Origin of the sequence: Hydrogenophaga taeniospiralis (assembly GCF_020510445.1) — a bacterium.
In the GTDB taxonomy this organism is placed as follows: Bacteria; Pseudomonadota; Gammaproteobacteria; order Burkholderiales; family Burkholderiaceae_C; genus Hydrogenophaga.
This window is the reverse complement of sequence record NZ_JAHBAG010000001.1, coordinates 4,925,530-4,949,902: the sequence shown is the minus strand read 5'-3', so window position 1 is coordinate 4,949,902 and position 24,373 is coordinate 4,925,530. Positions and strand designations below refer to the sequence as shown.

Below are 24,373 nucleotides of genomic sequence, written 5' to 3'. Positions count from 1 at the left end.
AGCAACCAGATGACCGATACGATTCTCAAAGTCGCCAATGTCTCCAAGCGTTTCGGTGGCCTGCAGGCCCTGAGCGATGTGGGCATCGAAATCAAGCGCGGTCAGGTCTATGGCCTGATCGGTCCCAACGGCGCGGGCAAGACCACCTTCTTCAACGTGCTGACGGGCCTGTACACGCCCGACAGCGGTTCGTTTGAGCTGGCGGGCAAACCCTACACGCCCACCGCGGTGCACGAAGTGGCCAAGGCGGGCATTGCCCGTACCTTCCAGAACATCCGCCTGTTCGCCGAAATGACGGCACTGGAGAATGTGATGGTCGGGCGCCACGTGCGCACCCACTCCGGCCTGGTCGGCGCGGTGCTGCGCACCCCGGGCTTCAAGCGCGAAGAGGCCGAAATCACGGAACGGGCGCACGAGCTCCTGGAGTACGTGGGCATTGCCAAATTCGCCGATTTCAAGTCGCGCACCCTGAGCTACGGCGATCAGCGCCGGCTGGAGATCGCGCGTGCGCTGGCCACCGATCCGCAACTGATCGCGCTGGACGAACCCGCCGCGGGCATGAACGCCACGGAAAAGGTGTTGTTGCGCGAGCTGATCGACCGCATCCGCAAGGACAACCGCACCATCTTGCTGATCGAACACGATGTGAAGCTGGTCATGGGTCTGTGCGACCGTGTCACGGTGCTGGACTACGGCAAGCAGCTCTCGTCCGGTACGCCGGCCGAAGTGCAGAGCGACCCGAAAGTGATCGAAGCCTATCTGGGCACCGGCGGCGCCTGAGGACACAAGAACATGGCAAACACACTACTCAAAGTCAGCGGCCTGAAGGTCGCGTACGGCGGCATCAAGGCCGTCAAGGGCATCAATCTGGAAGTGCGCGAGGGCGAGCTGATTTCGTTGATTGGCTCCAACGGCGCAGGCAAGACCACGACCATGAAGGCCGTCACCGGTTCGTTGGCCTTCGAAGGCGGCGACATCGAATACCTGGGGCAGAGCATCGCCGGCAAAGGCGCCTGGGACCTGGTCAAGCAGGGCCTGGCCATGGTGCCGGAGGGCCGGGGCGTGTTCACCCGCATGACCATCACCGAAAACCTGCAGATGGGCGCCTACATCCGCTCCGACAAGGCGGGCATCGCCAACGACATCGAGCGCATGTTCGGCATCTTCCCGCGCCTGAAAGAGCGCAAGGACCAGCTCGCCGGCACCATGTCGGGTGGCGAACAGCAGATGCTGGCCATGGCGCGTGCGCTGATGAGCCGGCCCAAGGTGCTGCTGCTCGACGAGCCGTCCATGGGCCTGTCGCCCATCATGGTCGACAAGATCTTCGAGGTGGTGCGCGACGTGTCGGCCCAGGGCGTGACCATCCTGCTGGTGGAGCAGAACGCCCAGCGCGCCCTGCAGATCGCCGATCGCGGCTACGTGATGGACTCAGGTGAAATCACCATGACGGGCAGCGGCAAGGACCTGTTGACCGACCCGAAGGTTCGCGAGGCTTACCTCGGGCATTGAGCCCGCCCCTCCTCCCCCGCGCCCCCCCCCAGGGGGCAACGCGAGCGGCCCGGCGGAGCCGGTTCCGCCGCATTCTGGGTTCAAGGCATTGCGCGCCGGATATGGTCTGTGCAAGGCCCGATGGGCAAAGCACCGGATTCCAGATTTCACCGGAACTTACAATGACGGGTTGCGCCTCTTGAGGCGCAACCCGTTTTTCATTGCCCAACACCATGACCACCGACCACGCCCAAGCCGCCCCCGCTTCCGACGACAACCAGCTGATTGCGGAGCGCCGCGAGAAGCTCAAGGCCTTGCGTGTGGCCCAGCAAGAGGGCAAGGGTGTGGCCTTCCCGAACGACTTCAAGCCGGCCGACAAGGCCGCGGCCTTGTTCGCGGCGCATGGCGAGGTGAGCAAGGAGGCGCTGGAGGCCACGCCGGTGCGCGCCAGCGTGTCGGGCCGCATGATGCTCAAGCGCGTCATGGGCAAGGCCAGTTTTGCCACGCTGCAGGACGCGTCGTTGGGTCCCTCGGGTGGCCGCATCCAGATCTACCTGAACACCGACAGCGTGGGCGAGGCGGCGCTGGCGGCTTTCAAGCACTGGGATCTGGGCGACATCGTGGCCGCCGAAGGCGTGTTGATGCGCACGCGCACCGGCGAGCTCACCATCCACGCCGACCGCGTGCGCCTGCTCACCAAGAGCCTGCGTCCGCTGCCCGACAAGTTCCACGGCATCCACGACCAGGAGATCAAGTACCGCCAGCGCTATGTGGACCTGATGACCGACGAGAGCGCACGCAAGCGCTTCGTCACCCGCAGCCAGGCGCTCTCCAGCATCCGCGACTTCATGGTGAGCCACGGCTTCCTCGAAGTGGAAACGCCGATGCTGCACCCCATTCCCGGTGGCGCCAACGCCAAGCCGTTCAAGACGCACCACAACGCGCTGGACCAGGAGATGTTCCTGCGCATCGCGCCCGAGCTGTACCTCAAGCGCCTGCTGGTGGGTGGTTTCGACCGCGTGTTCGAGATCAACCGCAACTTCCGCAACGAAGGCATCAGCGTTCGCCACAACCCCGAGTTCACCATGATGGAGTTCTACGCGGCGTACTGGAACTACCGCGACCTGATGGACTTCAACGAACAGCTGATCCGCCACGTGGTGCGCCAGGTGCACGGTGATGCGCCGCTGACCTACAACGGCAAACCGGTGGACGTGGTCTCGCCCTTTGAGCGCCTGACCATCCGCGAAGCGATCCTGAAGTACACCGAGGCCGGTGCCGGCGTGGACGACGCGGCCTGGCTGCTGGAGGCGCTGAAGAAGCTCGGCCTGTCCGAAGCCAAGCACCAGCTCAGCACGCGCAGCCTGGCCAGCCTGCAGGTGCTGTACTTTGAAGAGACGGTGGAAGAGAAGCTCTGGAACCCGACCTTCATCATGGACCACCCGACCGAGATTTCGCCGCTGGCCCGCGCCAACGACGACCGCCCGGAAGTGACCGAGCGCTTCGAGCTCTACATCACCGGTCGCGAATTCGGCAACGCCTTCTCCGAGCTGAACGACGCCGAAGACCAGGCCGCGCGTTTCCACGCCCAGGTCTCGGCCAAGGACGGTGGCGACGAAGAGGCCATGTACTACGACGCCGATTTCATCCGCGCGCTGGAATACGGCATGCCCCCGGCGGGCGGCTGCGGCATCGGCATCGACCGCCTGATGATGCTGCTGACCGACAGCCCCAGCATCCGCGATGTGATCCTGTTCCCGGCCCTGCGCCGCGAGGCTTGACCCTCGGTCCATGATCGGGGCGTCGATCCAGCGAAGTGGCCGGTGGGCGTGGCGGCTGTTCGCGCTGGCGGCGCTGCTGTCCGTGGGCATCAGTCTGTGGGATTACGCCGGGCGCTGGTACACCCCGCGGCTGGAGCTGCGCAACTTCATCATGCTCGGCCTCTTCTGGGGCGCCCGCCTGGCCGGGCCGTTCCTGCTGTGGGGGCTGATCGCGCAGGCCGTTGCGTTGCCCTGGTCGCGGCGCTGGCGCCCGCTGCTGGGGGCGCTGTTTGTTTCCGTTGGTCTGTGGGCCTCGCTGGTGGAGCCCGAGCTCATCCGGGTGCGCACCACCACGCTCACCGGCATCCCGGCGAGCGCCCAGCCGGTGCGCCTGGCGGTGATCGCCGACATCCACTGGGGCCTGTTTCTGCGGGACCACCAGTTGCAGCGGCTGGTCGATCGCCTCAACGCGCTGGAGGTGGACGCCGTGCTGGTGGCGGGCGACTGGGTGCATGAGCCGCCGCGCGACCTGCATGCCGGCCTGGCGCCCCTGGCCCAGGTCCGGGCGCCGCTGTTCGGGGTGATGGGCAACCACGATGTGCAGGCCCCGGGGCCGGACCTCACCGAGCCGCTTCGCGCGGCGCTCCAGGCCCACGGTGTGCGCCTGCTCGACGGCCGGACCCTGGCCTGGCGCGGCTGGGAACTGGTGGGGCTGGACGATCTCTGGGGCGGCCAACCCCAGGCGCAGATCCGCGCGCTGTGGCCATCGGGGACCACCCCGGCCACCCCGGTGCCCGCCCGCCTGGTGGTCACGCACCAGCCCGACACCGTGGCGCTGTTGCCGCCTTCGGCCGCGTTTCTCTCGGTGGCCGGGCACACCCATGGGGGGCAGATCTGGATTCCGGGGCTCACGCCCTGGTTCCTGCGCCACACCAACACCGAGCAACCGTGGTGGAACGGTCTGTACACCACCCCGGCGGGGCCCTTGCTGGTCACGCCCGGCATTGGCACCATCGGCCCGCCGGCGCGTCTGGCGGTGGTGCCGACGATCGATGTGGTGGAGCTGCGGCGCTAGACCGAAACACCCCCCCGCCGCGCAGCGCGCGACCCCCTCCAGGGGCAACGCGATGCGGCCTGGCGAAGCCAGTTCAGGTGTCTGCGTCAGCAGTTCAGTGTGAGGATGTGTTTGCGCTTGTCGGCGAGCAACTCGTCCAGCGCGATGCGCAGCCAGGCGAGGTGGGCCTGGGCGTCGGCCTGAAGTTCGTGTCCACCGTCGGGCAGCAGCGCCACCACCACCTTGAAGCGCAGCGAGGTGCCCACCGGCAGCAGATCCGAGGGGCGCAGGCCACTGGCCACGATGCTGGTGGCCGCGGCCACGGCCTGGGGCGTGCGCACCGGGCCCTCCATCAGCAGTGCAAAACTGTTGTCGCCCACCCGCGCTGCGGTGTCCACGTCGCGCGCCACCGAGCGCAGGCGCGAGCCGGTGAGCACCAGGGCCCGGTCGGCGGTTTCGCGGCCGTGCTCGCGCTCGAACGTCTCGTGGTTGTCCAGGTCGATCAGGAGCAGGGCGTTGTGGTGGTTGTAGCGCTGGGCGCGGATCAGGCTGTCGTGCAGCCGCAGCATGAAATTGTGCCGGTTGGTCAGGCCGGTGAGCGGCTCGGTGACCGCCAGTGCCTTGGCGCGGGTCTGCGACTCGTGCTGCATGGACGAGCGCTGCAGCAGGCCATAGATCAGCAGGGGCGCTTCGATGGCCGCCGCGATCACCATGCCGTACTGCGAGAGAAAGCCCGAGGAGATGAGCCCGAAATTGCGCATCACCGGCAGCGCGCCAGCCAGCAGCACCGGCAGGATGCCCAGGGCGATCCAGCGCGCCCAGCCCTCCCGGCTGCGCCAGGCGGTCCAGAGCAGGGCGTAGACCAGCAGCATGGCCAGCGCGCCTGTGGCGGTGATGGCCTCGAAACTCCATTGGGACGGGGCCACCTGATCCAAGACCACCAGGCCCAGCATCACCGCGGCCAGGCTGAGCGAGAGGCGGTCCAGCCAGCGCCCGGTGCGCCGCGGTTGCACCAGGTGGCGCACGAACAGCAGCCCGGCCACCGCCGCCAGTGGCATCAGCACGAACTCGGCGGCGCCGTTCCAGCGCGCGGAATCGGGCCACAGGAACTGCCCTCCCACACCCAGCGAAGCCGCCAGCGACAGCCCCAGCAGCGTGATGTAGATCGCGTAGGCGGCAAAGCTGCTGTCGCGGAACACCAGCGCGTTGGCCACCGCCACCACCACGAGCAACAAGGTCATGCCGAAATAGGCGCCCAGCACGAACTGCTGGTGGATGCGCTGCTCGCGCAACTGGTCGTGGCTGTGGATGAACAGCTCGCCCGAGAACGGGACGCGCGCGTGTTGGATGCGCACCCAGTAGGCCACCGGCGCATCGCTGCGCGGGGCCAGCTTGAACACGGGGTAGCGGTCGGGCGATGCCCAGGCGTTCACGGGCAGGCGGTCGCCCGCGTGCTGCTCAATCCAGCTGCCGTTGGCGCCGCGGTGGTACAGGCTCACGCTGTCGGTGCCCGAGCGCGCCAGCTCCAGCTCCCAGTGCGCGTTGTTGTCCTGGGCCCAGGCGGTGAAGCCGATCCAGAGCGCGGCCTTGCCTTCCAGCCGCAGGCGGTGTTGCCCCGCGCGCAAGCCGAACGGCAGATCGGCCTGGCGTTGCTCCACGTCCTGCACCGTGAGCTGGCCGTCGGGGTCCACCCACCAGGCGCTGCGTTGGGCCAGATGCACGCTTTTCAGGGAACCGTCGAGCAGCACCGGGGGCAGGCTGGAGGGGGTGGTGGCCGGTGCGGCGAATGCGCTGGCGCACAGCGACAGCGCCAACCCGAGCAGCCGCGCCATGAATCGGCGGAGGGAGGCCTGCAAAAGGGGGCGGGCGGGCGGGGCGGAAGCCCGGGCCGCCAGGTTCGTGTGAAGCATCTCCCGATTGTGTCGCCACCGGCCGAGGGCCGCGTGGTCATCGCTGGCGCCCGGTGCCATGGCCTGCGGGTTGCGGCCTGTTTGCGACACCCGCCAACGTGAAAAAGCCCCAGCCGGCAAGTTGCCGTCTGGGGCCTGAGGGGTGAGCCGGGCCGGGTCAGGCGAAAGCAGAGAGTGCCTTGCGCATCTTCTTCATGGCCGCCACCTCGATCTGGCGCACCCGCTCGGCGCTCACGCCGTACTCGGCCGCCAGCTCGTGCAGCGTCATGCCGCCCGAGCCGTCGTCGTTCACCTTGAGCCAGCGCTCCGTCACGATGCGGCGCGAGCGCTCGTCGAGCTCGCCCATGGCGCGCGCCACGCCTTCGGTGGCCAGCGCGTCGCGTTCGGCCGATTCGAGCACGGCGGTCGGCTCGTGGGTGGCGTCGGCCAGGTAGGCGATGGGGCCGAAGCTGTCTTCGCCATCGTCACCCGGGGTCGGGTCCAGCACCACGTCGCCCCCCGAGAGCCGGGTTTCCATTTCGCGCACTTCGGCGGGTTTGACGTTCAGGTCGCGCGCCACCACGTCCACCTCGCCGTCGGAAAACGCCTCGCGGTGGGTGTCGCCGTCCAGCGCCTCCGAGCGGAAGCCCTGCTTCATCGAGCGCAGGTTGAAAAACAGCTTGCGCTGGGCCTTGGTGGTCGCCACCTTGACCATGCGCCAGTTCTTCAGGATGTATTCGTGGATCTCGGCCTTGATCCAGTGCATGGCGTAGCTCACCAGGCGCACGCCCTGATCCGGGTCGAAGCGCTTGACGGCCTTCATCAGGCCCACATTGCCCTCCTGGATCAGGTCGCCGTGTGGCAGACCGTAGCCCAGGTACTGGCGCGCGATGGACACCACCAGCCGCAGGTGCGAGAGCACCAGCTGCCCGGCGGCGTCAATATCGTTGCCATCGCGCAGGCGGCGCGCGGCGCTTTGTTCTTCTTCCAGCGTCAGCAGCGGCATGCGGTTGACGGCCGAAATGTACGCGTCCAGGTTGCCCAGCGCGGGCAGGGTCAGCGAACGGCTCGCCCAGGGGCTGACCGTGGCCAGTGTGGCGGACGGCAGGGCGGCGGGGACAAGGGATGCAGACATCGTGAAAACCCTCCTCAGGTTGACTTGCTGTTCATGTTAGCACTCTCTGTGAGCGAGTGCTAAGGCAGAAGTTCCATGGCCGGGGTGGGGAGGGGTTTTGATGCTTGATGGCCTACCTCAACTGACGACTACCTGCCCAGCGTGCGCAACATCAACCTGGGCCAGGGCGACGTCGCCATGGGCAACGGCAACCTCATGTACACCGTCAGCCAGGACCAGGCCGGCGGCGCACACACCGTGCGTTGGGAGGAATACACCAGCTTCAACAAGATCAGGGAGATGCGCTTTGGCAACCTGAGCAACCCGGCCAACCCCACCGATGCGGTGGCCGACCGCACGGTGGCCTTCGTCTATGGCCCCGAACACCAGCGGCTGCGTCAGACCATCACGCTCACCAGCAACGCGCCCAGCCACATGGAAGCGGGCACCACCTGGTACATGAACGGCCCCGACAGCCTGGGCCTGAGCTATGAGAAGGAAGTCAAGGCCAACGGCCTGATCGAGCACAAGCACTACCTCACGGCGGGCGGCGAAAGCTTCGCGCTGCACACCCAGCGCGAGGGAGCCCTGAACGGCAAGCCGGCCAAGTCGGTGAGCTACTTCCACCACGACCACCTGGGCAGCCTGGCGGCCATCACCAACGAGGCCGGGGCCGTGGTCGAACGCCTGGCCTACGACCCTTGGGGCAAGCGGCGCTTCAGCGACGGCAACAAGGACAGCAACGACACCTTGACCTGGACCGTGACCAAGCGTGGCTATACCATGCACGAGCACATGGACGAGATGGGCGTGATCAACATGAACGGGCGGGTGGATGATCCGGCCATCGGGCGGTTCTTGACGGCCGAGCCTTACATTCAGGCGCCGTTCTATCTGCAGAGTTTCAATCGGTATGCCTATGTCTGGAATAAAACCGTTGGGAGGTGTTGATCTCTCTGGATTTGTTTCAACTGAAACGACAACGATAACAGCAACGAATTTGGATACAGGTGAAACAACCACGTATACAGATCTTGGCGTGGCAACCCTTGAGGTGCCCGAACCGAGTAACAGCGGTGGTGGAGATCCCACTGCAGGCAATAGCGGGGTCTACTCAAAGCCGCCGAAACCGTCAGATCCGTCGACGTCGACACAATCTGGAATAAGTTCGCTTCTTCAGCAGCTTATCAATGCAATTGGAATACCCCGGCGACGACGCCGGAAAATATAAAGAAGCTGCCGGCTCGAAAACCTGTAGTTTCTGCAACGGTAGCGGTCGTGCCTACACTTCAGTTACCATCTTTGCCCAATTTGGTGGCAGCAATTCCTGTCGTGTTTGCGGAAATTCGAGCGTTTGTGATGCCTGTGCTTTATGTGCCTTTTTTGCGTGGAGATACTCCTCAGACGCCGCAAAATGCATTGAGTGCCAATGAGGCGGAGGATGCTGGGGCAGGCAGTGGAGCCACACCAACTGTGTCCTCGGAGGCGCCTGCACAGCCAGATGAAAACAATCTAGACAAGATAAAACGCGACAAAGATGCTGACGCTGCCGCTTGAGAGGCCGGTTATGACGGTGTACATGACGCCAAGAAAGATCGTGGCGAGAGCACGGTCAACATTTATAATGACAAAACGACGGGGGCAAAAGTGGATATGGAATGGTAAAAAGGGTTCTGACAAGGAGCAGTTGTGAATTCCATGACCACTAGGAAGAAGTCTGTTGCCTTGGTGTTAAGAGGGTTTGATCTCACTGCGCAGGAAGTGGCGATCCTTGTTGGCGTGGAGACATCGCGACTGGGGAATCGTGGGGAGCCGGTGAAGCCGGGTGTCAAAACACGGTTAATCCGGTCGCATGTCGGGTTCGCAATGGAGTTCTCAAACGACGCTGAACTGTGCGATATGCTCCCCACACTTCTTACACATCTTGGGGGCGTCGACCATCTTTGCCGGGTAAGAGACCAGGTGCAGCCAGAATTTTCCGAGATTAATTTCGATTTGCCAGTTAGGGAGTCTGATGAACTGCAAGATGGATATTTGTCGACTACTGTTATTGCAGATGTTTTGCGGCTCAGGGCTAGCCTGTCGTTCGGATTTTTCTAGGATACGGCTGAAAAGTAGGCCGGATTGAGTGGCTTTGATGTTATTAAGTTTATAACTGCTCACGCAATATTCGCGAGGGCCAGTGGCCAGTTCTCTTGAAGATGTAGGGGTCAAGTCTTGCCTTTGCCTTGTTCGAAGAAAGATGGCGTTTTCTTCGGGTGAAATCTATTAAATTGATCGATTGAATGAGGCTCTCAGTGCTTAAAAGTACCAAACGCTCGGCAGTCCTCACTCTGCTGGGGGCGTTGTTCCTCTCCGCCTGCGGCGGCGGCAACGAACAAACCGGCGCCACCGATCTCTACGGCGCTTACGACGTGATCGAAGGCGGCATGAGCGAAGTCCAGGTCAAGGCCGTGATCGGCGCCGAGCCGCAGCGCCGCCAGGCCGATGGCGATAAAGCCCACATCCTCACCTGGGAAACCGACGCCAACACCTACCGCCACACCACCCTGCTGGTGACGCTGCATGACGAAGACGGGGTGACCCGCAAGATCGTTACTGGCTACCGCGGCAACCAGTCGCAGTCGTTCTGAGTGGCGGGGATACGCAGGCCCCGCATGCTGACGATTGATCTGCCGCTCCGACCGTGGTCTGCCTGGCCACCCGCCGCGCAATGGGCGATGCTGGCCGGGGTGCTCTGCGTTGCAGGGTTGGGGCTGCTGGGGCAGAGGCAGTGGCAGCAGCGCGCGCTGGGCGCGAGCCATGCGCAGCTCCGCATGTTGCAAAGCCAATGGGCCGAAACGCGGGCCGCCAGGGATGCGGCTGAAAAGCGCCCATCCGGTGCCGGGGTGGCTTCCGGCACACAGGTCCCCATGGAGCCGGCGTTCTGGCCCAGCCGCGCGCAGGGGGTGGATGGTTGGGTGCGGGTGGCCGCCCACGCGGCGGCCGACGCCGCCGGGGTGTCGCTGCAGCAACTGAGTGTCACTTACCCCGAGCCACCGGCGGGTGGCGGCGAACCGGCTCCGGTCTCTTATGCAGTGCTGCAGGTCTCGGCCCGCGGCAGCTACGCGGCCCTGAAAACCTGGCAGGCCCGCATGCAGCAGCTGCCCAGCCTGGGGGTGGAGCGCCTGCGTTGGCAGTCTCCACCGAATGACGGCTCGGGGCACCTCAGCGCCGACTGGACGTGGCGGTTGTGGCTCAAGCCAGGGGGTGGTGGTGCATTGGCCGCACTGCCCTTGGCGGGAGCGCCCGCGCCCTTGCGGCCCTTGCTGGCCGAAGCGAGGCGTGACCCTTTTGGCATGACGGCGCCCCCGCCGCCTGCGCCGGTGGTGGCCTACGTGGCCCCGCCCGCTCCAGCGGTTCAGTTGCCGCCGGCGCGACCGCCCCTGGTGTGGGAAACGCTGGGGCGCCTGCGGGGGCCAGACGGGCGGTATCGCATCACGGGCCACTGGGGCGACCCGGCGGCCGTGGTCACCCTGGCCGAAGGCGACGAGAGCCCGCGCGGCCATCGGGTGGCCCGCATCACCGCCCAAACGCTGGAGCTGCTGCACCCCGATACCCAGGAGCGTTTGCGGTTCAGCCTGCCGCAGGCCCCCCGGTTCGAACGTCGATAATCCAGCATGCACACACGCAAAACAATGGAAGAGGGTGGCCGCAGCCCTTGGACAAGAGGTTGGACATGGGCGATGGTGCTGTCGCTCGGGGTGGGCCTGGCCGGCTGCGCCCAGCAACGCATTCGCGACGAATCCCACAAACTGATGCGCGATGGGCGCTACGAGCAGGCCATCCAGACCCTGAAGGAAGGCGTGGCCGAATACCCCGAAAGCGCGCTCCTGCGGGCGGGTTTGGCCACGGCGCAGACGGACGTGGTCTCGCGTCTGTTGGCGCAAGTGACGGCCGAGCGCGCAGCCGGGCAGTGGCAGGCCGCGCAAGACACGCTCCAGCGCGCGGCCACCCTGCACCCCGAACACCCGCGCGTGCGCGACCTGCAAGCGCAGTTGCGCGCCGAAGAGGCGGCCCTGCAGGCGCTGGCGCTGGCCCGAAAAACCGCGCAGGGCGGGCAGCCAGCGCAGTTGGTGCAGGCCCTGCAGATGGTGGACCAGGGCCTGGTGCGCACGCCCCGGCAGCCCGACCTGCTGGCCTACAAGCGGCAACTGGAAGCCGACCTGCGCCAACACAGTGCGTTTGCCCGCCAGCACAGCCTGGCCGAGACCCGGCCCATCAGCTTGAGCTTCAGGCAGGCGCCGCTGTCGTCTCTGCTGGAGGCGATCCGTCTCGGCACGGGCATCGATTTCGTGCTTGACCGGGAAGTGCAGACCGAGCAGAGTGCGAGCGTGTACATCCGGGAAGCGCGGGTCGAAGACGCCATCGATCTGGTGCTCGGCGCGTTTCAGCTCTCGCGCCGCATCGTGGACGGCAAGACGGTGCTGGTCTACCCCAACACGCCGGAAAAGCACAAAGAGCACCGGGAGCAGGTGATCCGCGTGTTTCACCTCTCACACGCCGACGCCAAAGCCACCTCCACACTGCTGCAGTACATGTTGCGGATACAGCCACCGTATGTGGACGAACGGGCCAATATGCTGGCGTTGCGTGAGTCGCCCGAGCTCATGGCGGTGGCCGAACGCCTGGTGGCCCTGCACGACATGGGCGAGGCCGAGGTGATGCTCGAAGTGGAGGTGCTGGAGGTCAAGTCTTCTCGGTTGACCGAGTTGGGGGTGAATTTCCCCAACAATTTCTCGCTCTCGCTGCTGCCGATGCCCAACCAGACCGGCATCACGGTCGACACCTTCAACAACCTGAATCTGCGCGGTGGCTTCAATGGCATCAACTATGCCCAGGTGGGGTTGTCGGTGGGCAATCTGCTGGTCAACCTCAAGCGCGAGGTGGGGGATTTCAATACCTTGGCCAACCCGCGCATCCGGGCGCGCAACAAGGAAAAAGCCACCATCATGGTGGGTGACAAGGTGCCGGTGATCACCACCACGGCGGCCTCCAGTGGTGGCTTCGTTTCAGAGAGCGTGAACTACCTCGATGTCGGCCTGAAGCTGGAGGTGGAGCCCACCGTCTCACCCGACGACGAGGTGGCCATCAAACTGGCCCTGGAGGTCAGCTCGCTGGCACGCGAGGTGCGCAGTTCCACCGGCTCGGTGGCTTACCAGATTGGTACGCGCAACGCCAACACCACCCTGCGCTTGCGCGACGGCGAGACCCAGTTGCTGGGCGGCCTGATCACCAACGAAGACCGCATGACGTCCAACCGCGTGCCGGGCCTGGGCGACCTGCCGTTGGCCGGGCGCCTGTTCTCCAGCCAGAAGGACGATACCCAGCGCACCGAGCTGGTGTTGGCCATCACGCCGCGCATCCTGCGCAGTGCGCCCAACCCAGACCTGGCGCAGGCCGAGATGTGGGTGGGCACGGAGAGCTTCACGCGACTGCGCCCGCCCCCCGTTTCGGGCGTCAAACCCTTGGTGGGCGCCCTGGGCAACTCGCCCCAAGGCATGGCGGCGGAGCCGGCCACGGCGGGAGCCACACCCAACACGTCCGCGGAAACGCAGGCGCAGGCAGCCGGTTTTGCCTTGAGCTTTCAGGGGCCGGCCCAGCTCAAGGTGGGCGAAGAAGCGACCGTGGTGTTGCAGGCAAAGTCCGACGTGCCTTTGACCGCCCTGCCATTGAACCTGCGGTTTACGCCCGACACCCTGCAGATCGTGGGCGTGAACGAGGGGGACTACTTCCAGCAAGGCAACGCGGTGAGTAGCTTCACGCACGCCGTGCGGGCCAAGGAGGGGCGCTTGAGCCTGGGCTTGTTGAGCAATGTTTCGCAGGGCGTGACCGGTGAGGGCGATGTGGTGAGCCTGCGCGTGAAAGCCCTGGCAGCGGGCCCGGCCAGCATTGCCGTGCACAGCGGTGATGTGCTCGGCGTCAATGTGGTGGTGCCCATGCCGGTCAAACCGCAGTGGTCCGTGCAGGTGCCATGAACACCAGGCTCCTGGGCTGGGGCGGTGCGGGCAGGCCACTGGCCCGTGGGTTCACGCTGATCGAGCTGTTGGTGGTGATGGCGGTGCTGGGCATTCTGGCGGCGGCGGTGATGCCCTTGGGTGAAGCCATGGTCCAGGCGCAGAAGGAGCGCGATTTGAGGGCGGCTCTGTGGGAGATCCGCTCGGCCATCGACGAGCACAAACGCCTGGCGGACAAGGGTTTCATTGCCGCTGGCCCGGCGGGCTCGGGCTACCCGGCCAGCTTGGGTGTGTTGGTGGCGGGGGTGGACGACATGCGCCCCGGCGGCACGGGGCGCAAGCTGTACTTTCTGCGCCGGGTGCCGCGCGACCCGTTTGCGCCCGCGTCGTTGCCGCCGGAAGCGACATGGCGGCTGCGCAGCTACGCTTCGCCACCAGACGACCCCAAGCCCGGGGCCGATGTGTTTGATCTGCGCTCCTGGTCGGATGCGCTGGGAATGGATGGAACACCCCATGCGTCGTGGTAAGTCCGTCAATGGGCTGCGCCCGTCACGCGGACGTGGAGCGTTCGCTGGGTTCACGTTGATTGAGCTGCTGGTGGTGCTGGCGGTCGTCGCGATCCTGGCCAGCCTGATCGCGCCGCAGTACCTCGACCGCATCGACGATGCGCGCGAGACGGTGCTGCGCAAGAACCTGGTGGGTCTGCGCGAGGCGGTCGATCTGTTCTACCGGGACAAGGGTCGCTATCCTAAAAACCTCAAGGAACTGGTGGACGCGCGCTACATACGGGCCGTTCCCGAAGACCCGATGACGGGGGGGACGGACAGCTGGGTGATCGTGCCACCGGTGGCTGGCCAGCGCGATGGTGTGTTCGATGTCAGAAGCGGCTCGCCTGAACGCGCCCGCGACGGCACCCCGTTTTCCCAGTGGTGAGGAGCGGGCCCATGCGTGCGCGACAACGGGGCTTCACGATGCTGGCGGTACTGGCGGCGCTTGTGCTGCTGGCCTTGTCTTTGCAGGGCGTGATGTGGGTGGTGTCCACCCAGGCACAGCGTGAACGCGAGTTGGAGTTGTTGCGTGTGGGCGCGGCGATTCGGGATGCGATTGGTCGGTATGTGGAGTCGTCACCGGGGGTGGTGAAACAGTGGCCGCCCAGTCTGGAGGCCCTGTTGGACGATCGCCGTTCGGTGGTGGTGCGTCGGCATTTGCGCCGCCTGTATGCCGACCCGATCCAACGCTCCGGCGAATGGGGCCTGGTGCGCGCCCCTGATGGCGGGGTGGCGGGGGTGTATTCCTTGAGCCATGCGCCTTCGATCCGTACAAGCGGGGTCGATCTGGCCGTGTATGGGGTGGTGCCGGCGGCACGCTACGTCGACTGGCGTTTCGTCTATGTGCCGCCCTCGAAGGCCTTGGAGGCGCCGCTATGAGCCAGACCTTCCGTGTGCGTCTGCTGCAGGAGGCTTCGGGGCGCGTGACCGAGGAGGTGCGCGAAGCGCCGTCCGAGGCCGCGCTGCGGGCCCGCTTGCTGGCCGATGGCCTGGTGCCCCTGGGTATCCGCCCTGTTCGCCAGTTTCTCCCGCCATGGAAACGAAAGGCGGCGCCGTCGTTCGCGCTGTTCTGCCGGGAGCTGCGCACCTTGATTCAGGCGGGGATGACGGTGGTGGAAGCGGTGGACACCCTTTCGGCGCGGGAACGGGCCATGGGAAACGATGGATCCCTGGCGGCCCAGCTGTTGCGCCACCTGGAGCAAGGCAAGTCCTTGTCCACCGCATTGGTGGAGACGCCGGGTGCGCCGTCCGTTCTGGTAGCGGCGGTCAAGGCCGGGGAACGGACCAGCGATCTGGCCCAGGCCCTGGACGACTACCTGCGTTTTGACACGATGATCACCGCGCTCAAACGCAAGGTTGTCAGCGCGGCCATTTACCCCGCGTTGGTCACGACCTTGGGCGTGGGTATTTCCTTGTTCCTGCTGTTGGTGGTGATGCCGAATTTCGCACGGATGTACGCGCAGGTGCGCGGCGATGCGCAAGGTGCCGCGAGCTGGATGATTGAGTTGAGTCTGTGGGTCAGTGCCCACCACGCCCTGGCATTGACGACGGTGGCTGTGTTGATCCTGGCCGCATTGGCCTGGGGCTGGAGCGGGATGGCCAGGCGCCAAGTCATGGTCTGGATTCAGAAACCAGCGTACGTTCGGCGCAGGGTGGAAGATTTTCAGCTGGCGATGATGTTCCAGGCGTTGGCGCTCATGCTCAAGGGCGGTTACCCCATGACCGAAGCCCTGGCGGTGGCCAGCCGCTCCGCGCTGGACGAAAACCTGGCCCGGTCGTTGCGGGATGCGCTGGCCCGGATCGAGCAGGGCGCGCCGGTGGCCCAGTCCTTGAGCGACGCGCATTTGTGTGATGAGGTGGGGCGACGCCTGATGGCGGCGGCCGAGCGCAACGGCAGCTTTCATCTCGCGGCCGATGTGGTTTCGCGCATGCATGGTGAGCGCTTCGAGCTGTTTGTCGAGCGACTGACGCGCATTGTCGAGCCCGTGCTGCTGATGGCCGTGGCGCTGATGGTGGGCGGTATCGTGGTGATGATGTATCTGCCTGTCTTCGACATGGCCACCCGTTTGCGTTGACCTTGTATGACACCAGAACGACTTCAATCTTTGATCCAAGAGGCCAGGCGGCAACCCTCTGAGCTGGAGGGCTGGCTCTGGGAGCGCCTGCTCGCGGCCGGCGGCGTGCCGGCCGAGCAGTTGGCGCGGAGTTTGGCCGACTGGCAAGGGGTGGAGGTGCTGCCCATGGCGCCGACGTTCTGGCGCGCGGCGACGGTCTTGTCGGCCGATGAGGCTGCGGCGCTGCTTGTGATCGACCAGGCCAGCTATCTGCTGGTTGACGACCCGTGGTCGGCCGAGTCGATGCGCCGGCTGGACGGCGCGGGCCGAGAGGACCTGCGCCTGGCCATCGCCTTGCCCGGGCAGCGAGCGCAATCAGGAGCGGGGCGTTCGCGTGTGGCTGCGGATACCTCCAAACCCGAAGCCTCACCCGCGGTGCCTCAGGGTTCGGTGGTGTCGTTCGTGAATGAGGCCATTGCGGGTGCCTATGCGGGTGGCGCGAGCGACATCCACTTTGAGACGAACCGCAAAGGCATTCATGTCAAGTACCGCCTGGACGGCGTCATGTCGGCAGGGCCGGCCTTGGAGGACCCGGCCAAGGCGGAGGAAGTCATTTCCCGCATCAAGGTCATGGGGCAGTTGGACATCACCGAACGACGGCGCCCGCAGGACGGACGCATCCGCTGGCAAAGCGATGCAGGGGACGGCGTGGACCTGCGGGTGTCCATCATGCCCAGCATCTTTGGCGAAGATGCGGTGCTGCGGTTGCTGGACAAAGCGCAGCTGCGGCACGAGACCGCCACGATTTCGCTGGACCTGCTGGGGTTTTCAGCGGAGCTGGCCCGCAGGGTCCGGGCGTTGGCCTCCAAGCCGCACGGCATGCTGCTGGTGACTGGCCCGACCGGCAGCGGCAAGACCACGACGGTGTACGCCGCCCTGTCCGAGGTCAACGATGGGTTGGAGAAGATCATCACCATCGAGGACCCGGTGGAGTACGAGCTGCCGGGCGTCTTGCAGATTCCCGTGAACGAGCAAAAGGGCCTGACCTTTGCGACGGGGCTGCGCTCGATTCTTCGGCACGACCCGGACAAGATTCTGGTCGGGGAAATCCGCGATCCGGAGACGGCACAGATTGCGGTGCAGTCGGCCCTGACCGGGCACCTGGTGTTCACCACCGTCCACGCCAACAGCCTGCCGGATGTGCTGGGCCGTTTCCGGCATTTCGGGATCGAGGCGTTTGCCCTCGCCTCGGCGCTCAATGGGGTGGTCGTGCAGCGTTTGCTGCGCCAGTGTTGCCCGGATTGCATCCAATGGCGTGATCTGTCGCCGCTGGAGCAAGCGCAGTTGAAGCAGGAGGCTCTGCCCGTTCCGGCCAGGGTGCCTGTGGCGGCGGGATGCCCCGCCTGCCGTGGGACGGGTTACCGAGGGCGCTTCGTGCTTGCGGAAGTGCATGTGCTCAACGATCGGGTTCGCGACATGATGCTGGCCCAGGAGAGCATGTCGGCGTTCAAGGATCTGCTCTACGGCGATGGCCGACATCGGCTGGCTTACCAGGCACTGGAGCTGGTCGGTGACGGACGCACCACGATCGAGGAGGTCCACCGTGTGGTCGGTCTGGGCTGAGCGACTCGATTTGTACGTGTGCAGGGGCCAGGTCTGGATCCGGCGTCCCGGCCGGCCCATGGCCTCGGTGACCGCACCCACGACGCTGCCCTTGCAGGCGTTGCTGCGCAAGGTGGACGAGGCGCTTCGGGCGGATGCACCCGGGTCGCGCTGTCGCGTCCATATCAGCTTGAGCGCGCAGCTGTGCCCGCCGGTGATCTTCGAGGTGCCCAAAGGCATCCACTGGAAAGAACGGGCCTGGATCGCACAGCGCAAGGCGGCATTGCATTGGGGGTTGGCTGCCGAGCAGGCCGACAAGATGGCTTGTGTGCTTTCGCCCACGGTTCATGGCTTGGCGGCTGCGATGCCTGGCGCCATGCTGGAGCTGATTCGTCAGTGGGTTGGGAGCCAAGGGTGGCGATGTGTCGCCGTTGAACCCATGTGGTCGCACTTGACCCTCGCCCATCGAAAGCTGTTGCGCCATGCCTCCGGTCTTGAGTTGCTGGAGCCGGATGGCGGGCCGGTGGTGCTGGCGGCGGGTGTCGATGGCGCGCGCGTTCGGCTGGCCTGGACATCCCGCAGCGGTGATCCGGCGAACAGCATGGGTGGCTGGAAGTCCTGTTTTGAGGTGGAGGCGACATGAAGCCGCTGCACATTCACTTTGTGACCCGGCGGCCGCGTTTTCTGGCGGCGGCCATGGTGGTCGTCTTGCTGCTGGCGCTGTCTGCGGGTGTGTGGCTGGAGTGGCAGGCCAGGGCGGCGCGAGCCGACGTGCAGAAGAAGATGGCAGAGCTCCATGCGAACATCCGGGGGGCCTTGGAGGTGCGGAAGCCCGAGGGTTCTCCGCAGGCAGAGCCACCCTGGGTCAAAGAGGCCGATGCCACGCTGCGCCACGACTGGAACAAATTGATGGGGGGGCTCGAAGGCATTGACATGCCTGGCATACGACTGCTGTCGGTGCAGGCCGGCACCTACCCTGACAAGGTTCGGGTCGAATACCAATTGGACGGTTGGACGCGTGTGGCGGAGCTGTCCTATGCGCTGAACCACATGAAGGCTTCACCGGGACACTGGTCCTTGATCTCCGTGGGCGCCTCGAACAGCCAGACCCTGTCGGGCTCCGGCATTCGGGCGGTCTGGGAGCGTTGAGCGAGGGCCGGGGCGATGCCCCGGCGGCCTCTCACCACTCGGCGAAGCTGCCGTCCTTGTGGCGCCACACCGGGTTGCGCCAGCGGTGGCCTTCGGTGGCGCGTTCCTGCACGTAGGCTTCGTTGACCTCGATGCCCAGGCCCGGGCCGGTGGGGATGGTGACCATGCCGTCCTGGTAGGCGAACACCTCGGGGTTGCTCACGTAGTCCAGCAGGTCGTTGGCGGCGTTGTAGTGGATGCCCAGGCTCTGCTCCTGGATGAAGGCGTTGTAGCAGCCGGCGTCGATCTGCAGGTTGGCCGCCAGCGCGATGGGGCCGAGCGGGCAGTGCAGCGCCAGCGCCACGTCGTAGGCCTCGGCCATGGCCGCGATCTTGCGGGTTTCGGTGATGCCGCCGGCGTGCGACGGGTCGGGCTGGATGATGTCCACGTAGCCTTCGGACAGGATGCGCTTGAAGTCCCAGCGCGAGTACAGCCGCTCGCCCAGCGCGATCGGCATGGTCGCCACGTGGGCCAGCTCCTTGAGCGCCTCGTGGTGCTCGCTCAGCACCGGCTCTTCCACGAACATCAGCTTGTAGGGCTCCAGCTCGCGCACCAGCACCTTGGCCATGGGCTTGTGCACCCGGCCGTGGAAGTCCACGCCGATGCCGACGTTGGGCCCCACGGCCTCGCGCACGGCGGCCACGTTGGCCAGGCAGCGCTCGATCTTGTCGTGGGTGTCGATGAACTGCAGCTCCTCGGTGCCGTTCATCTTGACGGCGGTGAAACCCCGGGCCACGGCCGCTTTCGCGGCGGCGGCGGTGTCGCTGGGGCGGTCGCCGCCGATCCAGCTGTAGACGCGGATGCGGTCGCGCACGCTGCCGCCCAGCAGCTCGGACACCGGCACGCCCAGCGCCTTGCCCTTGATGTCCCACAGCGCCTGGTCGATGCCGGCGAGCGCGCTCATGTGGATACCGCCGCCGCGGTAGAAGCCGGCGCGGTACATCACGGTCCAGTGGTCTTCGATGTGGCGCGGGTCCTTGCCGACCAGGTAGTCGGCGAGTTCTTCGACCATCGCGGCCACGGTGTGGGCGCGGCCTTCCAGCACGGGCTCACCCCAGCCGGTGATGCCTTCGTCGGTCTCGATTTTCAGGAAACACCAGCGCGGTGGCACCAGGAACGTGGTCAGTCGGGTGATCTTCATGGAAACGTGCTCGTCGGGAATGGGGTGAGGGGTGTTGGGGCGTCAGGCAGCGGGGCAGGCCAGGCGCCAGGCCTGCATGAAGGCGGCGGCGTGGCGGGCCACGTCGGCGGCGCTGTCGCCGGGGCGGTACAGGGCCGAGCCCAGGCCGAAACCGCTGGCGCCGGCGGCGGCATAGGGCGCGATGCTCTCGGGCGTGATGCCGCCCACGGGCACCAGGGCTACCGGGGGCCTGAGCACGGCGCGCCACGCTTTCAGCACGGCGGGGCTCAGGGCTTCGGCGGGAAACAGTTTGAGGATGTCCGCGCCCGCGGCCAGCGCGGCGTAGGCCTCGGTCAGGGTGGCCACACCGGGCGCGCAGGCCATGCCGGCGGCCTTGGCCGCGCGGATCACCGCCGGGTCGCTGTGCGGCATGACCACGATCTGCCCGCCCGCGGCGGCCACGTCGGCACAGGCCTGCGCCGAGATGACCGTGCCGGCGCCCACCAGGGCATCGGCCGGCAAGGCGTCGCGCAGGGCGCGGATGCTGGCCAGCGGATCGGGTGAGTTCAGCGGGACTTCGATGATGCGAAAGCCCGCGTCGTACAAGGCGCGGCCGATGGCGACGGCCTCTTCGGGCCGCAGGCCACGCAGGATGGCGATCAGGCCGCACTCGGACAGGGCCTGGTGAAAGGAGCGGGGGATGTTCATGTCGGTGTTCCAGAGCGGCGGCGCGAGGGGCGCTTCATACCAGTTCAGCGGCCTGGGCGATGCGCCACAGGCCCAGGGGCGTCACGCCGGAACGGATCTCGGGTGTCGGCAGGCCCTGCGCTTCCAGCGCGGTCGCGTAGCGCAGGCACAGCTCCGGCTCGCCGCACAGCACCACCGCCGGACCGTCCCGCAGGGTGGACGCCAGCGCCGCCACCTCGTGCCCGATCAGCAGCCCGGACAGGTAGTCGGGCTGGGCGCTGCCGGGGAGCTGGCGGGTGAGCCCCAGGGTGCGCACGCTGAAGACGGTGGAGAGCACGCCCAAAGCGCCCAGCTTGGAGCACGCCACGCGCAGGCCGCGCCCGAAGGCCGGTTCGTCCTGCGGCCCGCCCAGCTCCATGGTGCGGCCCAGGATGGTGTGTTGGGAGAGCGCGGCGTACACCTCGCCGGTCATGAAGGTCTCGAAGCGGGTGACGGCGCCGTCCTCGACCCAGGCCCATTTGGTGTGCGTGCCCGGCAGGCCGATCAGCAGCCGCGACGGCGTGTGGCGCCCGTTCGCCCGGCTTTGCAGCACGCCCATGATCTGGGTCTCTTCGCCGCGCATCACATTGGGCAGCTCGCCGGCCTGCAGCAGGCCCGGCACCACGTGCAGCGGCTGGCCACCGGGGCGTTCGATCCGGGTCACCGCTTCCGCCAGATCGGCCTCGCGGCTGGGCAGCGGCTGGTAGGGTGCTTCGCGCCAGCCCTGTGCGCTGCCGACCATGCCGCAGGCGATCAGCGGGGCGGACGGGTGGTCGGCCAGCCAGTCGCCGCACAGCGCCTGCAGCGCCTGCTCGAAGGCGGCGGCCGGTGAGTCGACACCGGGGCCGGCGGGCAGGTGCATCACGCCGTGCTCGCTGCGCCGCGCGGCCAGCACCGCGCCGTGCGCCCCCATGGCATAGGCACGCAGCGAACTGGTGCCCCAGTCGAGAGCGATCAGCACGGGTGTTTCGAGCAGTTCGGATGGGTTCATATCACTTTCTCAAAGAACTGGCCGGAGCACAGCGACTCCGCCCAGTGCACCCGTGGAACCGGCTTCGCCGGGCCACCAGGTGCGTCCCCCCCCTTTTTTTGGGGGAAGACGCGAAGCGGCGCAGGGGGGGCTCATACCTCTCAGCGTCCCCAGCGGAGCACGAGCGGGTCAAGTCGCCGCGCGATGTCCAACAACCCGCGGCGCACTTCGGGGTGCATCGCTGGGAAAGGGTGGCGGCCGGCTTCGCAGGCGATCACGCCTCCGGCCTTCATCAGGGCCTTGGCGGTGAGGATGCCGCCCTGGCGGTTTTCGTGGTTGATCAGCGGCAGCCAGCGCTGGTAGAGGGCGAAGGCCAGATCGTGGTTGCCCAGGCGGTGCGCTTCGATGATGGGGCGGATGCCGTCGGGGAAGGCGCCGCCGGTCATGGCGCCAGTGGCGCCGGCGTCGAGGTCGGCCAGCAGGGTGATGGCCTCTTCACCGTCCCACGGGCCTTCGATGGCGTCGCCGCCCAGGCGGATCAGCTCGCGCAGCTTGCTCGCGGCGCCCGGCGTCTCGATCTTGAAGTAGGCCAGCTGTTCGATCTCCTGCGCCATGCGCGCGAGGAACGGTGCCGAGAGCACGGTGCCGCTGGCCGGCGCGTCCTGCACCATGATCGGGATGGAGATGGCGTCGGACACGCGGGCATAGAACTCGAAGATCTGCGGCTCGGGCACGCGGAAGGTGGCGCCGTGGTAGGGCGGCATCACCATCACCATGGCCGCGCCCATGTCCTGCGCGCGGCGGCTGCGTGCCGCGCAGACCGAGGTGCCGTAGTGCGTGGTGGTAACGATGACCGGTACGCGCCCGGCCACATGCTCGAGCGACAAACGGGTCAGGGTCTCGCGCTCGTCGTCGGACAGGGAAAACTGCTCGGAGAAATTGGCCAGGATGCACAGGCCGTCCACGCCGGCGTCGATCATGAAATCGAGGCAGCGCTTCTGGCTTTCCAGGTCGAGCGTGCCGTCCTCGTGGAAGGTGGTGGGCACGACGGGGAAGATGCCGCGGTAGCGCGGCGAACTGGCGGAAGAAGTCATGATCGGATCAGTGTGAATGACGGGGCACGGCTGAGCCGCGGCAGCCGACGAGGAAATCAAAGTCGCAGCCTTCGTCGGCCTGCAGCACGTGGTCCACGTACAGGCGCTGGTAGCCGCCGCGCCCGCCCATGTCGGTGTTGTCCAGTGCGGCCAGGCGTTCGGCCAGTTCGGCGTCGCTGATGTCCAGGTGCAGGCGGCCTTCTGCGCAGTCGAGTTCGATGAAGTCGCCGTCGCGCACGGCGGCCAGCGGGCCACCGGCGGCGGCCTCGGGCGCCACGTGCAGCACCACGGTGCCGTAGGCGGTGCCGCTCATGCGTGCGTCGGAGATGCGCACCATGTCCTTCACGCCCTGGCGCAGCAGCTTGGGCGGCAGGCCCATGTTGCCCACCTCGGCCATGCCGGGGTAGCCGCGTGGCCCGCAGTTCTTCATCACCATCACGCAGCTGGCGTCGATGTCCAGGGACTCATCGACGATGCGTTCCTTGTAGTGCTCCAGGTTTTCGAACACCACGGCGCGGCCCCGGTGCTTGAGCAGCTCAGGCGAGGCCGCCGAGGGCTTGAGCACCGCGCCGCGCGGCGCCAGGTTGCCGCGCAGGATGCAGATGCCGCCGTCGGCGATCAGCGGGTTGTCCAGCGTGCGGATCACCTCGTCGTTGTACTGCGGGGCCTCGCGCACGTTGTCCCACATGCTCTTGCCGTTGACGGTGAGCGCATCGGGGTGCGGCAGCAGATTGTTTTCGCCCAGGCGGCGCAGCACGGCGGGCAGGCCGCCGGCGTAATAGAACTCTTCCATCAGGAAGCGGCCCGAGGGCTGCAGGTCCACCAGGGTGGGCGTGCCCTGGCCAATGCGCGTCCAGTCTTCCAGGTCGAGCTGCACGCCGATGCGGCCCGCGATCGCTTTCAGGTGGATCACCGCGTTGGTCGAGCCGCCGATGGCGGCGTTGGTGCGGATGGCGTTCTCGAACGCTTCGCGCGTGAGGATCTTGGACAGCGTGAGCCCTTCGTGCGCCATCTCCACGATGCGCCGGCCCGACATGTGGGCCAGCACGTAGCGGCGCGCGTCCACGGCCGGAATGGCCGCGTTGTGCGGCAGCGAGGTGCCCAGCGCCTCGGCCATGCAGGCCATGGTGCTGGCCGTGCCCATGGTGTTGCAGGTGCCGGCCGAGCGCGACATGCCGGCTTCGGCCGCGAAGAACTGGTGTTCGTTGATCTCGCCCGCCTTCAGCGATTCGTGCAGCCGCCAAACGGCCGTGCCCGATCCAATGTCCTTGCCCTCCAGCTTGCCGTTGAGCATGGGCCCGCCGGTGACGACGATGGCCGGCACGTCGCAACTGGCCGCGCCCATCAGCAGCGCGGGCGTGGTCTTGTCGCAGCCAACCAGCAGCACCACGGCGTCGATGGGGTTGCCGCGAATCGCTTCTTCCACGTCCATGCTGGCCAGGTTGCGCGTGAGCATGGCGGTGGGGCGCAGATTGGACTCGCCGTTGGAGAACACCGGGAACTCGACCGGGAAACCACCCGCCTCGTAGATGCCGCGTTTGACGTGCTCGGCGATCTTGCGGAAGTGCGCGTTGCAGGGCGTGAGCTCGCTCCAGGTGTTGCAGATGCCGATGATGGGGCGGCCGTCGAACTCGTGGTCGGGGATGCCCTGGTTCTTCATCCAGCTGCGGTACATGAAGCCGTTCTTGTCGGCGGTGCCGAACCATTCGGCGGAGCGGAGTTTGCGCTTGGGGGTGGTCATGGTGTGTGGGGAATGGGGGGAAGCAGGGG

General features: G+C 66.5%; 24 protein-coding genes. 17 read left to right on the top strand and 7 right to left on the bottom strand.

The genetic code is table 11. The features are described 5' to 3' along the window. The first annotated feature begins 9 nt into the window (after nt 1-9). From KIH07_RS23695 to KIH07_RS23680, 4 genes are all read left to right on the top strand, one after another. The gene (locus KIH07_RS23695; protein ID WP_226494302.1) at nt 10-780 is read left to right on the top strand and encodes an ABC transporter ATP-binding protein; all 771 of its coding nucleotides are present in this window, start codon (nt 10-12) and stop codon (nt 778-780) included. A gap of 12 nt (nt 781-792) precedes the next feature. Beyond that, nucleotides 793-1,509, top strand: a complete 717-nt coding sequence (locus tag KIH07_RS23690; RefSeq protein ID WP_226494301.1) for an ABC transporter ATP-binding protein — start codon at nt 793-795, stop codon at nt 1,507-1,509. Between the two features lie 212 nt (nt 1,510-1,721). After that, on the top strand, nt 1,722-3,269 hold the full coding sequence (gene lysS, locus KIH07_RS23685; RefSeq protein ID WP_226494300.1) for a lysine--tRNA ligase: 1,548 nt from the start codon (nt 1,722-1,724) through the stop codon (nt 3,267-3,269). Nucleotides 3,270-3,279: 10 nt separating this feature from the next. Next, nucleotides 3,280-4,323 carry a metallophosphoesterase gene (locus KIH07_RS23680; RefSeq protein ID WP_226494299.1) on the top strand — a complete coding sequence of 348 codons (1,044 nt, stop codon included), beginning with the start codon at nt 3,280-3,282 and terminating at the stop codon, nt 4,321-4,323. An 86-nt stretch (nt 4,324-4,409) separates the two neighbouring features. Here the strand turns inward: KIH07_RS23680 and KIH07_RS23675 are convergent, their stop codons facing one another. Together KIH07_RS23675 and rpoH are read right to left on the bottom strand one after the other, a co-directional pair. Next, nucleotides 4,410-6,134 carry a 7TM diverse intracellular signaling domain-containing protein gene (locus KIH07_RS23675; protein ID WP_226494298.1) on the bottom strand — a complete coding sequence of 575 codons (1,725 nt, stop codon included), beginning with the start codon at nt 6,132-6,134 and terminating at the stop codon, nt 4,410-4,412. 235 nt (nt 6,135-6,369) lie between these two features. Further along, the gene (gene rpoH, locus KIH07_RS23670; RefSeq protein WP_413465813.1) at nt 6,370-7,344 is read right to left on the bottom strand and encodes an RNA polymerase sigma factor RpoH; all 975 of its coding nucleotides are present in this window, start codon (nt 7,342-7,344) and stop codon (nt 6,370-6,372) included. A 123-nt stretch (nt 7,345-7,467) separates the two neighbouring features. On the opposite strand from rpoH, the gene KIH07_RS25515 reads away from it, so the two are divergent. From KIH07_RS25515 to KIH07_RS23605, 13 genes are all read left to right on the top strand, one after another. Continuing rightward, on the top strand, nt 7,468-8,256 hold the full coding sequence (locus KIH07_RS25515; protein WP_226494296.1) for an RHS repeat domain-containing protein: 789 nt from the start codon (nt 7,468-7,470) through the stop codon (nt 8,254-8,256). A 381-nt stretch (nt 8,257-8,637) separates the two neighbouring features. Beyond that, nucleotides 8,638-8,862 (top strand): hypothetical protein, encoded by a 225-nt coding sequence (locus KIH07_RS23660; protein ID WP_226494295.1) that lies wholly within the window; start codon nt 8,638-8,640, stop codon nt 8,860-8,862. Between the two features lie 132 nt (nt 8,863-8,994). Continuing rightward, nucleotides 8,995-9,405 (top strand): hypothetical protein, encoded by a 411-nt coding sequence (locus tag KIH07_RS23655; RefSeq protein WP_226494294.1) that lies wholly within the window; start codon nt 8,995-8,997, stop codon nt 9,403-9,405. 197 nt (nt 9,406-9,602) lie between these two features. After that, a complete protein-coding gene (locus KIH07_RS23650; RefSeq protein ID WP_226494293.1) occupies nt 9,603-9,938 on the top strand; it encodes a hypothetical protein in 336 nt (111 codons plus the stop codon). Between the two features lie 24 nt (nt 9,939-9,962). Then, nucleotides 9,963-10,958, top strand: coding sequence for a hypothetical protein (locus KIH07_RS23645; protein WP_226494292.1), 996 nt, complete (start codon nt 9,963-9,965; stop codon nt 10,956-10,958). Nucleotides 10,959-11,030: 72 nt separating this feature from the next. Continuing rightward, nucleotides 11,031-13,322: a cohesin domain-containing protein gene (locus KIH07_RS23640; protein WP_226494291.1), complete on the top strand. Its 2,292-nt coding sequence runs from the start codon at nt 11,031-11,033 to the stop codon at nt 13,320-13,322. Next, entirely contained in the window at nt 13,319-13,828 is a 510-nt protein-coding gene (locus tag KIH07_RS23635) for a type II secretion system protein (protein WP_226494290.1), read from the top strand. The genes KIH07_RS23640 and KIH07_RS23635 overlap by 4 nt, the downstream gene beginning before the upstream one ends. Further along, nucleotides 13,815-14,234 (top strand): type II secretion system protein, encoded by a 420-nt coding sequence (locus KIH07_RS23630; RefSeq protein WP_226494289.1) that lies wholly within the window; start codon nt 13,815-13,817, stop codon nt 14,232-14,234. The genes KIH07_RS23635 and KIH07_RS23630 overlap by 14 nt, the downstream gene beginning before the upstream one ends. Nucleotides 14,235-14,245: 11 nt before the next feature. Continuing rightward, complete coding sequence (locus tag KIH07_RS23625; RefSeq protein WP_226494288.1) at nt 14,246-14,728, top strand: prepilin-type N-terminal cleavage/methylation domain-containing protein; 483 nt, start codon at nt 14,246-14,248, stop codon at nt 14,726-14,728. Beyond that, nucleotides 14,725-15,924: a type II secretion system F family protein gene (locus KIH07_RS23620; protein ID WP_226494287.1), complete on the top strand. Its 1,200-nt coding sequence runs from the start codon at nt 14,725-14,727 to the stop codon at nt 15,922-15,924. The genes KIH07_RS23625 and KIH07_RS23620 overlap by 4 nt, the downstream gene beginning before the upstream one ends. Before the next feature lie 6 nt (nt 15,925-15,930). Beyond that, nucleotides 15,931-17,526, top strand: a complete 1,596-nt coding sequence (locus tag KIH07_RS23615) for a GspE/PulE family protein (protein ID WP_226494286.1) — start codon at nt 15,931-15,933, stop codon at nt 17,524-17,526. Nucleotides 17,527-17,584: 58 nt separating this feature from the next. Then, on the top strand, nt 17,585-18,148 hold the full coding sequence (locus tag KIH07_RS23610; RefSeq protein WP_226494285.1) for a hypothetical protein: 564 nt from the start codon (nt 17,585-17,587) through the stop codon (nt 18,146-18,148). Further along, the gene (locus KIH07_RS23605; RefSeq protein WP_226494284.1) at nt 18,145-18,654 is read left to right on the top strand and encodes a hypothetical protein; all 510 of its coding nucleotides are present in this window, start codon (nt 18,145-18,147) and stop codon (nt 18,652-18,654) included. The genes KIH07_RS23610 and KIH07_RS23605 overlap by 4 nt, the downstream gene beginning before the upstream one ends. Nucleotides 18,655-18,685: 31 nt before the next feature. Here the strand turns inward: KIH07_RS23605 and dgoD are convergent, their stop codons facing one another. From dgoD to KIH07_RS23580, 5 genes are all read right to left on the bottom strand, one after another. Then, on the bottom strand, nt 18,686-19,834 hold the full coding sequence (dgoD, locus tag KIH07_RS23600; RefSeq protein WP_226494283.1) for a galactonate dehydratase: 1,149 nt from the start codon (nt 19,832-19,834) through the stop codon (nt 18,686-18,688). Nucleotides 19,835-19,876: 42 nt separating this feature from the next. Then, nucleotides 19,877-20,521: a 2-dehydro-3-deoxy-6-phosphogalactonate aldolase gene (locus tag KIH07_RS23595; protein ID WP_226494282.1), complete on the bottom strand. Its 645-nt coding sequence runs from the start codon at nt 20,519-20,521 to the stop codon at nt 19,877-19,879. Nucleotides 20,522-20,555: 34 nt separating this feature from the next. After that, nucleotides 20,556-21,530 (bottom strand): 2-dehydro-3-deoxygalactonokinase, encoded by a 975-nt coding sequence (locus KIH07_RS23590; RefSeq protein WP_226494281.1) that lies wholly within the window; start codon nt 21,528-21,530, stop codon nt 20,556-20,558. 140 nt (nt 21,531-21,670) lie between these two features. After that, nucleotides 21,671-22,603: a dihydrodipicolinate synthase family protein gene (locus KIH07_RS23585; protein WP_226494280.1), complete on the bottom strand. Its 933-nt coding sequence runs from the start codon at nt 22,601-22,603 to the stop codon at nt 21,671-21,673. Nucleotides 22,604-22,610: 7 nt separating this feature from the next. Next, complete coding sequence (locus tag KIH07_RS23580; protein WP_226494279.1) at nt 22,611-24,344, bottom strand: IlvD/Edd family dehydratase; 1,734 nt, start codon at nt 24,342-24,344, stop codon at nt 22,611-22,613. Nucleotides 24,345-24,373: the final 29 nt, after the last annotated feature.

Excerpts from the sequence above, each read along its gene's own strand:
- KIH07_RS23645 (WP_226494292.1), top strand. The coding sequence starts at position 9,963 with ATGCTGACGATTGATCTGCCGCTCCGACCGTGGTCTGCCTGGCCACCC.
- KIH07_RS23595 (WP_226494282.1), bottom strand. The coding sequence starts at position 20,521 with ATGAACATCCCCCGCTCCTTTCACCAGGCCCTGTCCGAGTGCGGCCTG.
- KIH07_RS23615 (WP_226494286.1), top strand. The coding sequence starts at position 15,931 with ATGACACCAGAACGACTTCAATCTTTGATCCAAGAGGCCAGGCGGCAA.
- KIH07_RS23695 (WP_226494302.1), top strand. The coding sequence starts at position 10 with ATGACCGATACGATTCTCAAAGTCGCCAATGTCTCCAAGCGTTTCGGT.
- KIH07_RS23585 (WP_226494280.1), bottom strand. The coding sequence starts at position 22,603 with ATGACTTCTTCCGCCAGTTCGCCGCGCTACCGCGGCATCTTCCCCGTC.
- KIH07_RS23635 (WP_226494290.1), top strand. The coding sequence starts at position 13,319 with ATGAACACCAGGCTCCTGGGCTGGGGCGGTGCGGGCAGGCCACTGGCC.
- KIH07_RS23640 (WP_226494291.1), top strand. The coding sequence starts at position 11,031 with ATGGTGCTGTCGCTCGGGGTGGGCCTGGCCGGCTGCGCCCAGCAACGC.
- KIH07_RS23580 (WP_226494279.1), bottom strand. The coding sequence starts at position 24,344 with ATGACCACCCCCAAGCGCAAACTCCGCTCCGCCGAATGGTTCGGCACC.
- KIH07_RS23590 (WP_226494281.1), bottom strand. The coding sequence starts at position 21,530 with ATGAACCCATCCGAACTGCTCGAAACACCCGTGCTGATCGCTCTCGAC.
- KIH07_RS23620 (WP_226494287.1), top strand. The coding sequence starts at position 14,725 with ATGAGCCAGACCTTCCGTGTGCGTCTGCTGCAGGAGGCTTCGGGGCGC.
- KIH07_RS23625 (WP_226494288.1), top strand. The coding sequence starts at position 14,246 with ATGCGTGCGCGACAACGGGGCTTCACGATGCTGGCGGTACTGGCGGCG.
- KIH07_RS23605 (WP_226494284.1), top strand. The coding sequence starts at position 18,145 with ATGAAGCCGCTGCACATTCACTTTGTGACCCGGCGGCCGCGTTTTCTG.
- KIH07_RS23630 (WP_226494289.1), top strand. The coding sequence starts at position 13,815 with ATGCGTCGTGGTAAGTCCGTCAATGGGCTGCGCCCGTCACGCGGACGT.
- dgoD (WP_226494283.1), bottom strand. The coding sequence starts at position 19,834 with ATGAAGATCACCCGACTGACCACGTTCCTGGTGCCACCGCGCTGGTGT.
- KIH07_RS23690 (WP_226494301.1), top strand. The coding sequence starts at position 793 with ATGGCAAACACACTACTCAAAGTCAGCGGCCTGAAGGTCGCGTACGGC.
- lysS (WP_226494300.1), top strand. The coding sequence starts at position 1,722 with ATGACCACCGACCACGCCCAAGCCGCCCCCGCTTCCGACGACAACCAG.
- KIH07_RS23675 (WP_226494298.1), bottom strand. The coding sequence starts at position 6,134 with ATGGCGCGGCTGCTCGGGTTGGCGCTGTCGCTGTGCGCCAGCGCATTC.
- KIH07_RS23610 (WP_226494285.1), top strand. The coding sequence starts at position 17,585 with ATGGCCTCGGTGACCGCACCCACGACGCTGCCCTTGCAGGCGTTGCTG.
- KIH07_RS23680 (WP_226494299.1), top strand. The coding sequence starts at position 3,280 with ATGATCGGGGCGTCGATCCAGCGAAGTGGCCGGTGGGCGTGGCGGCTG.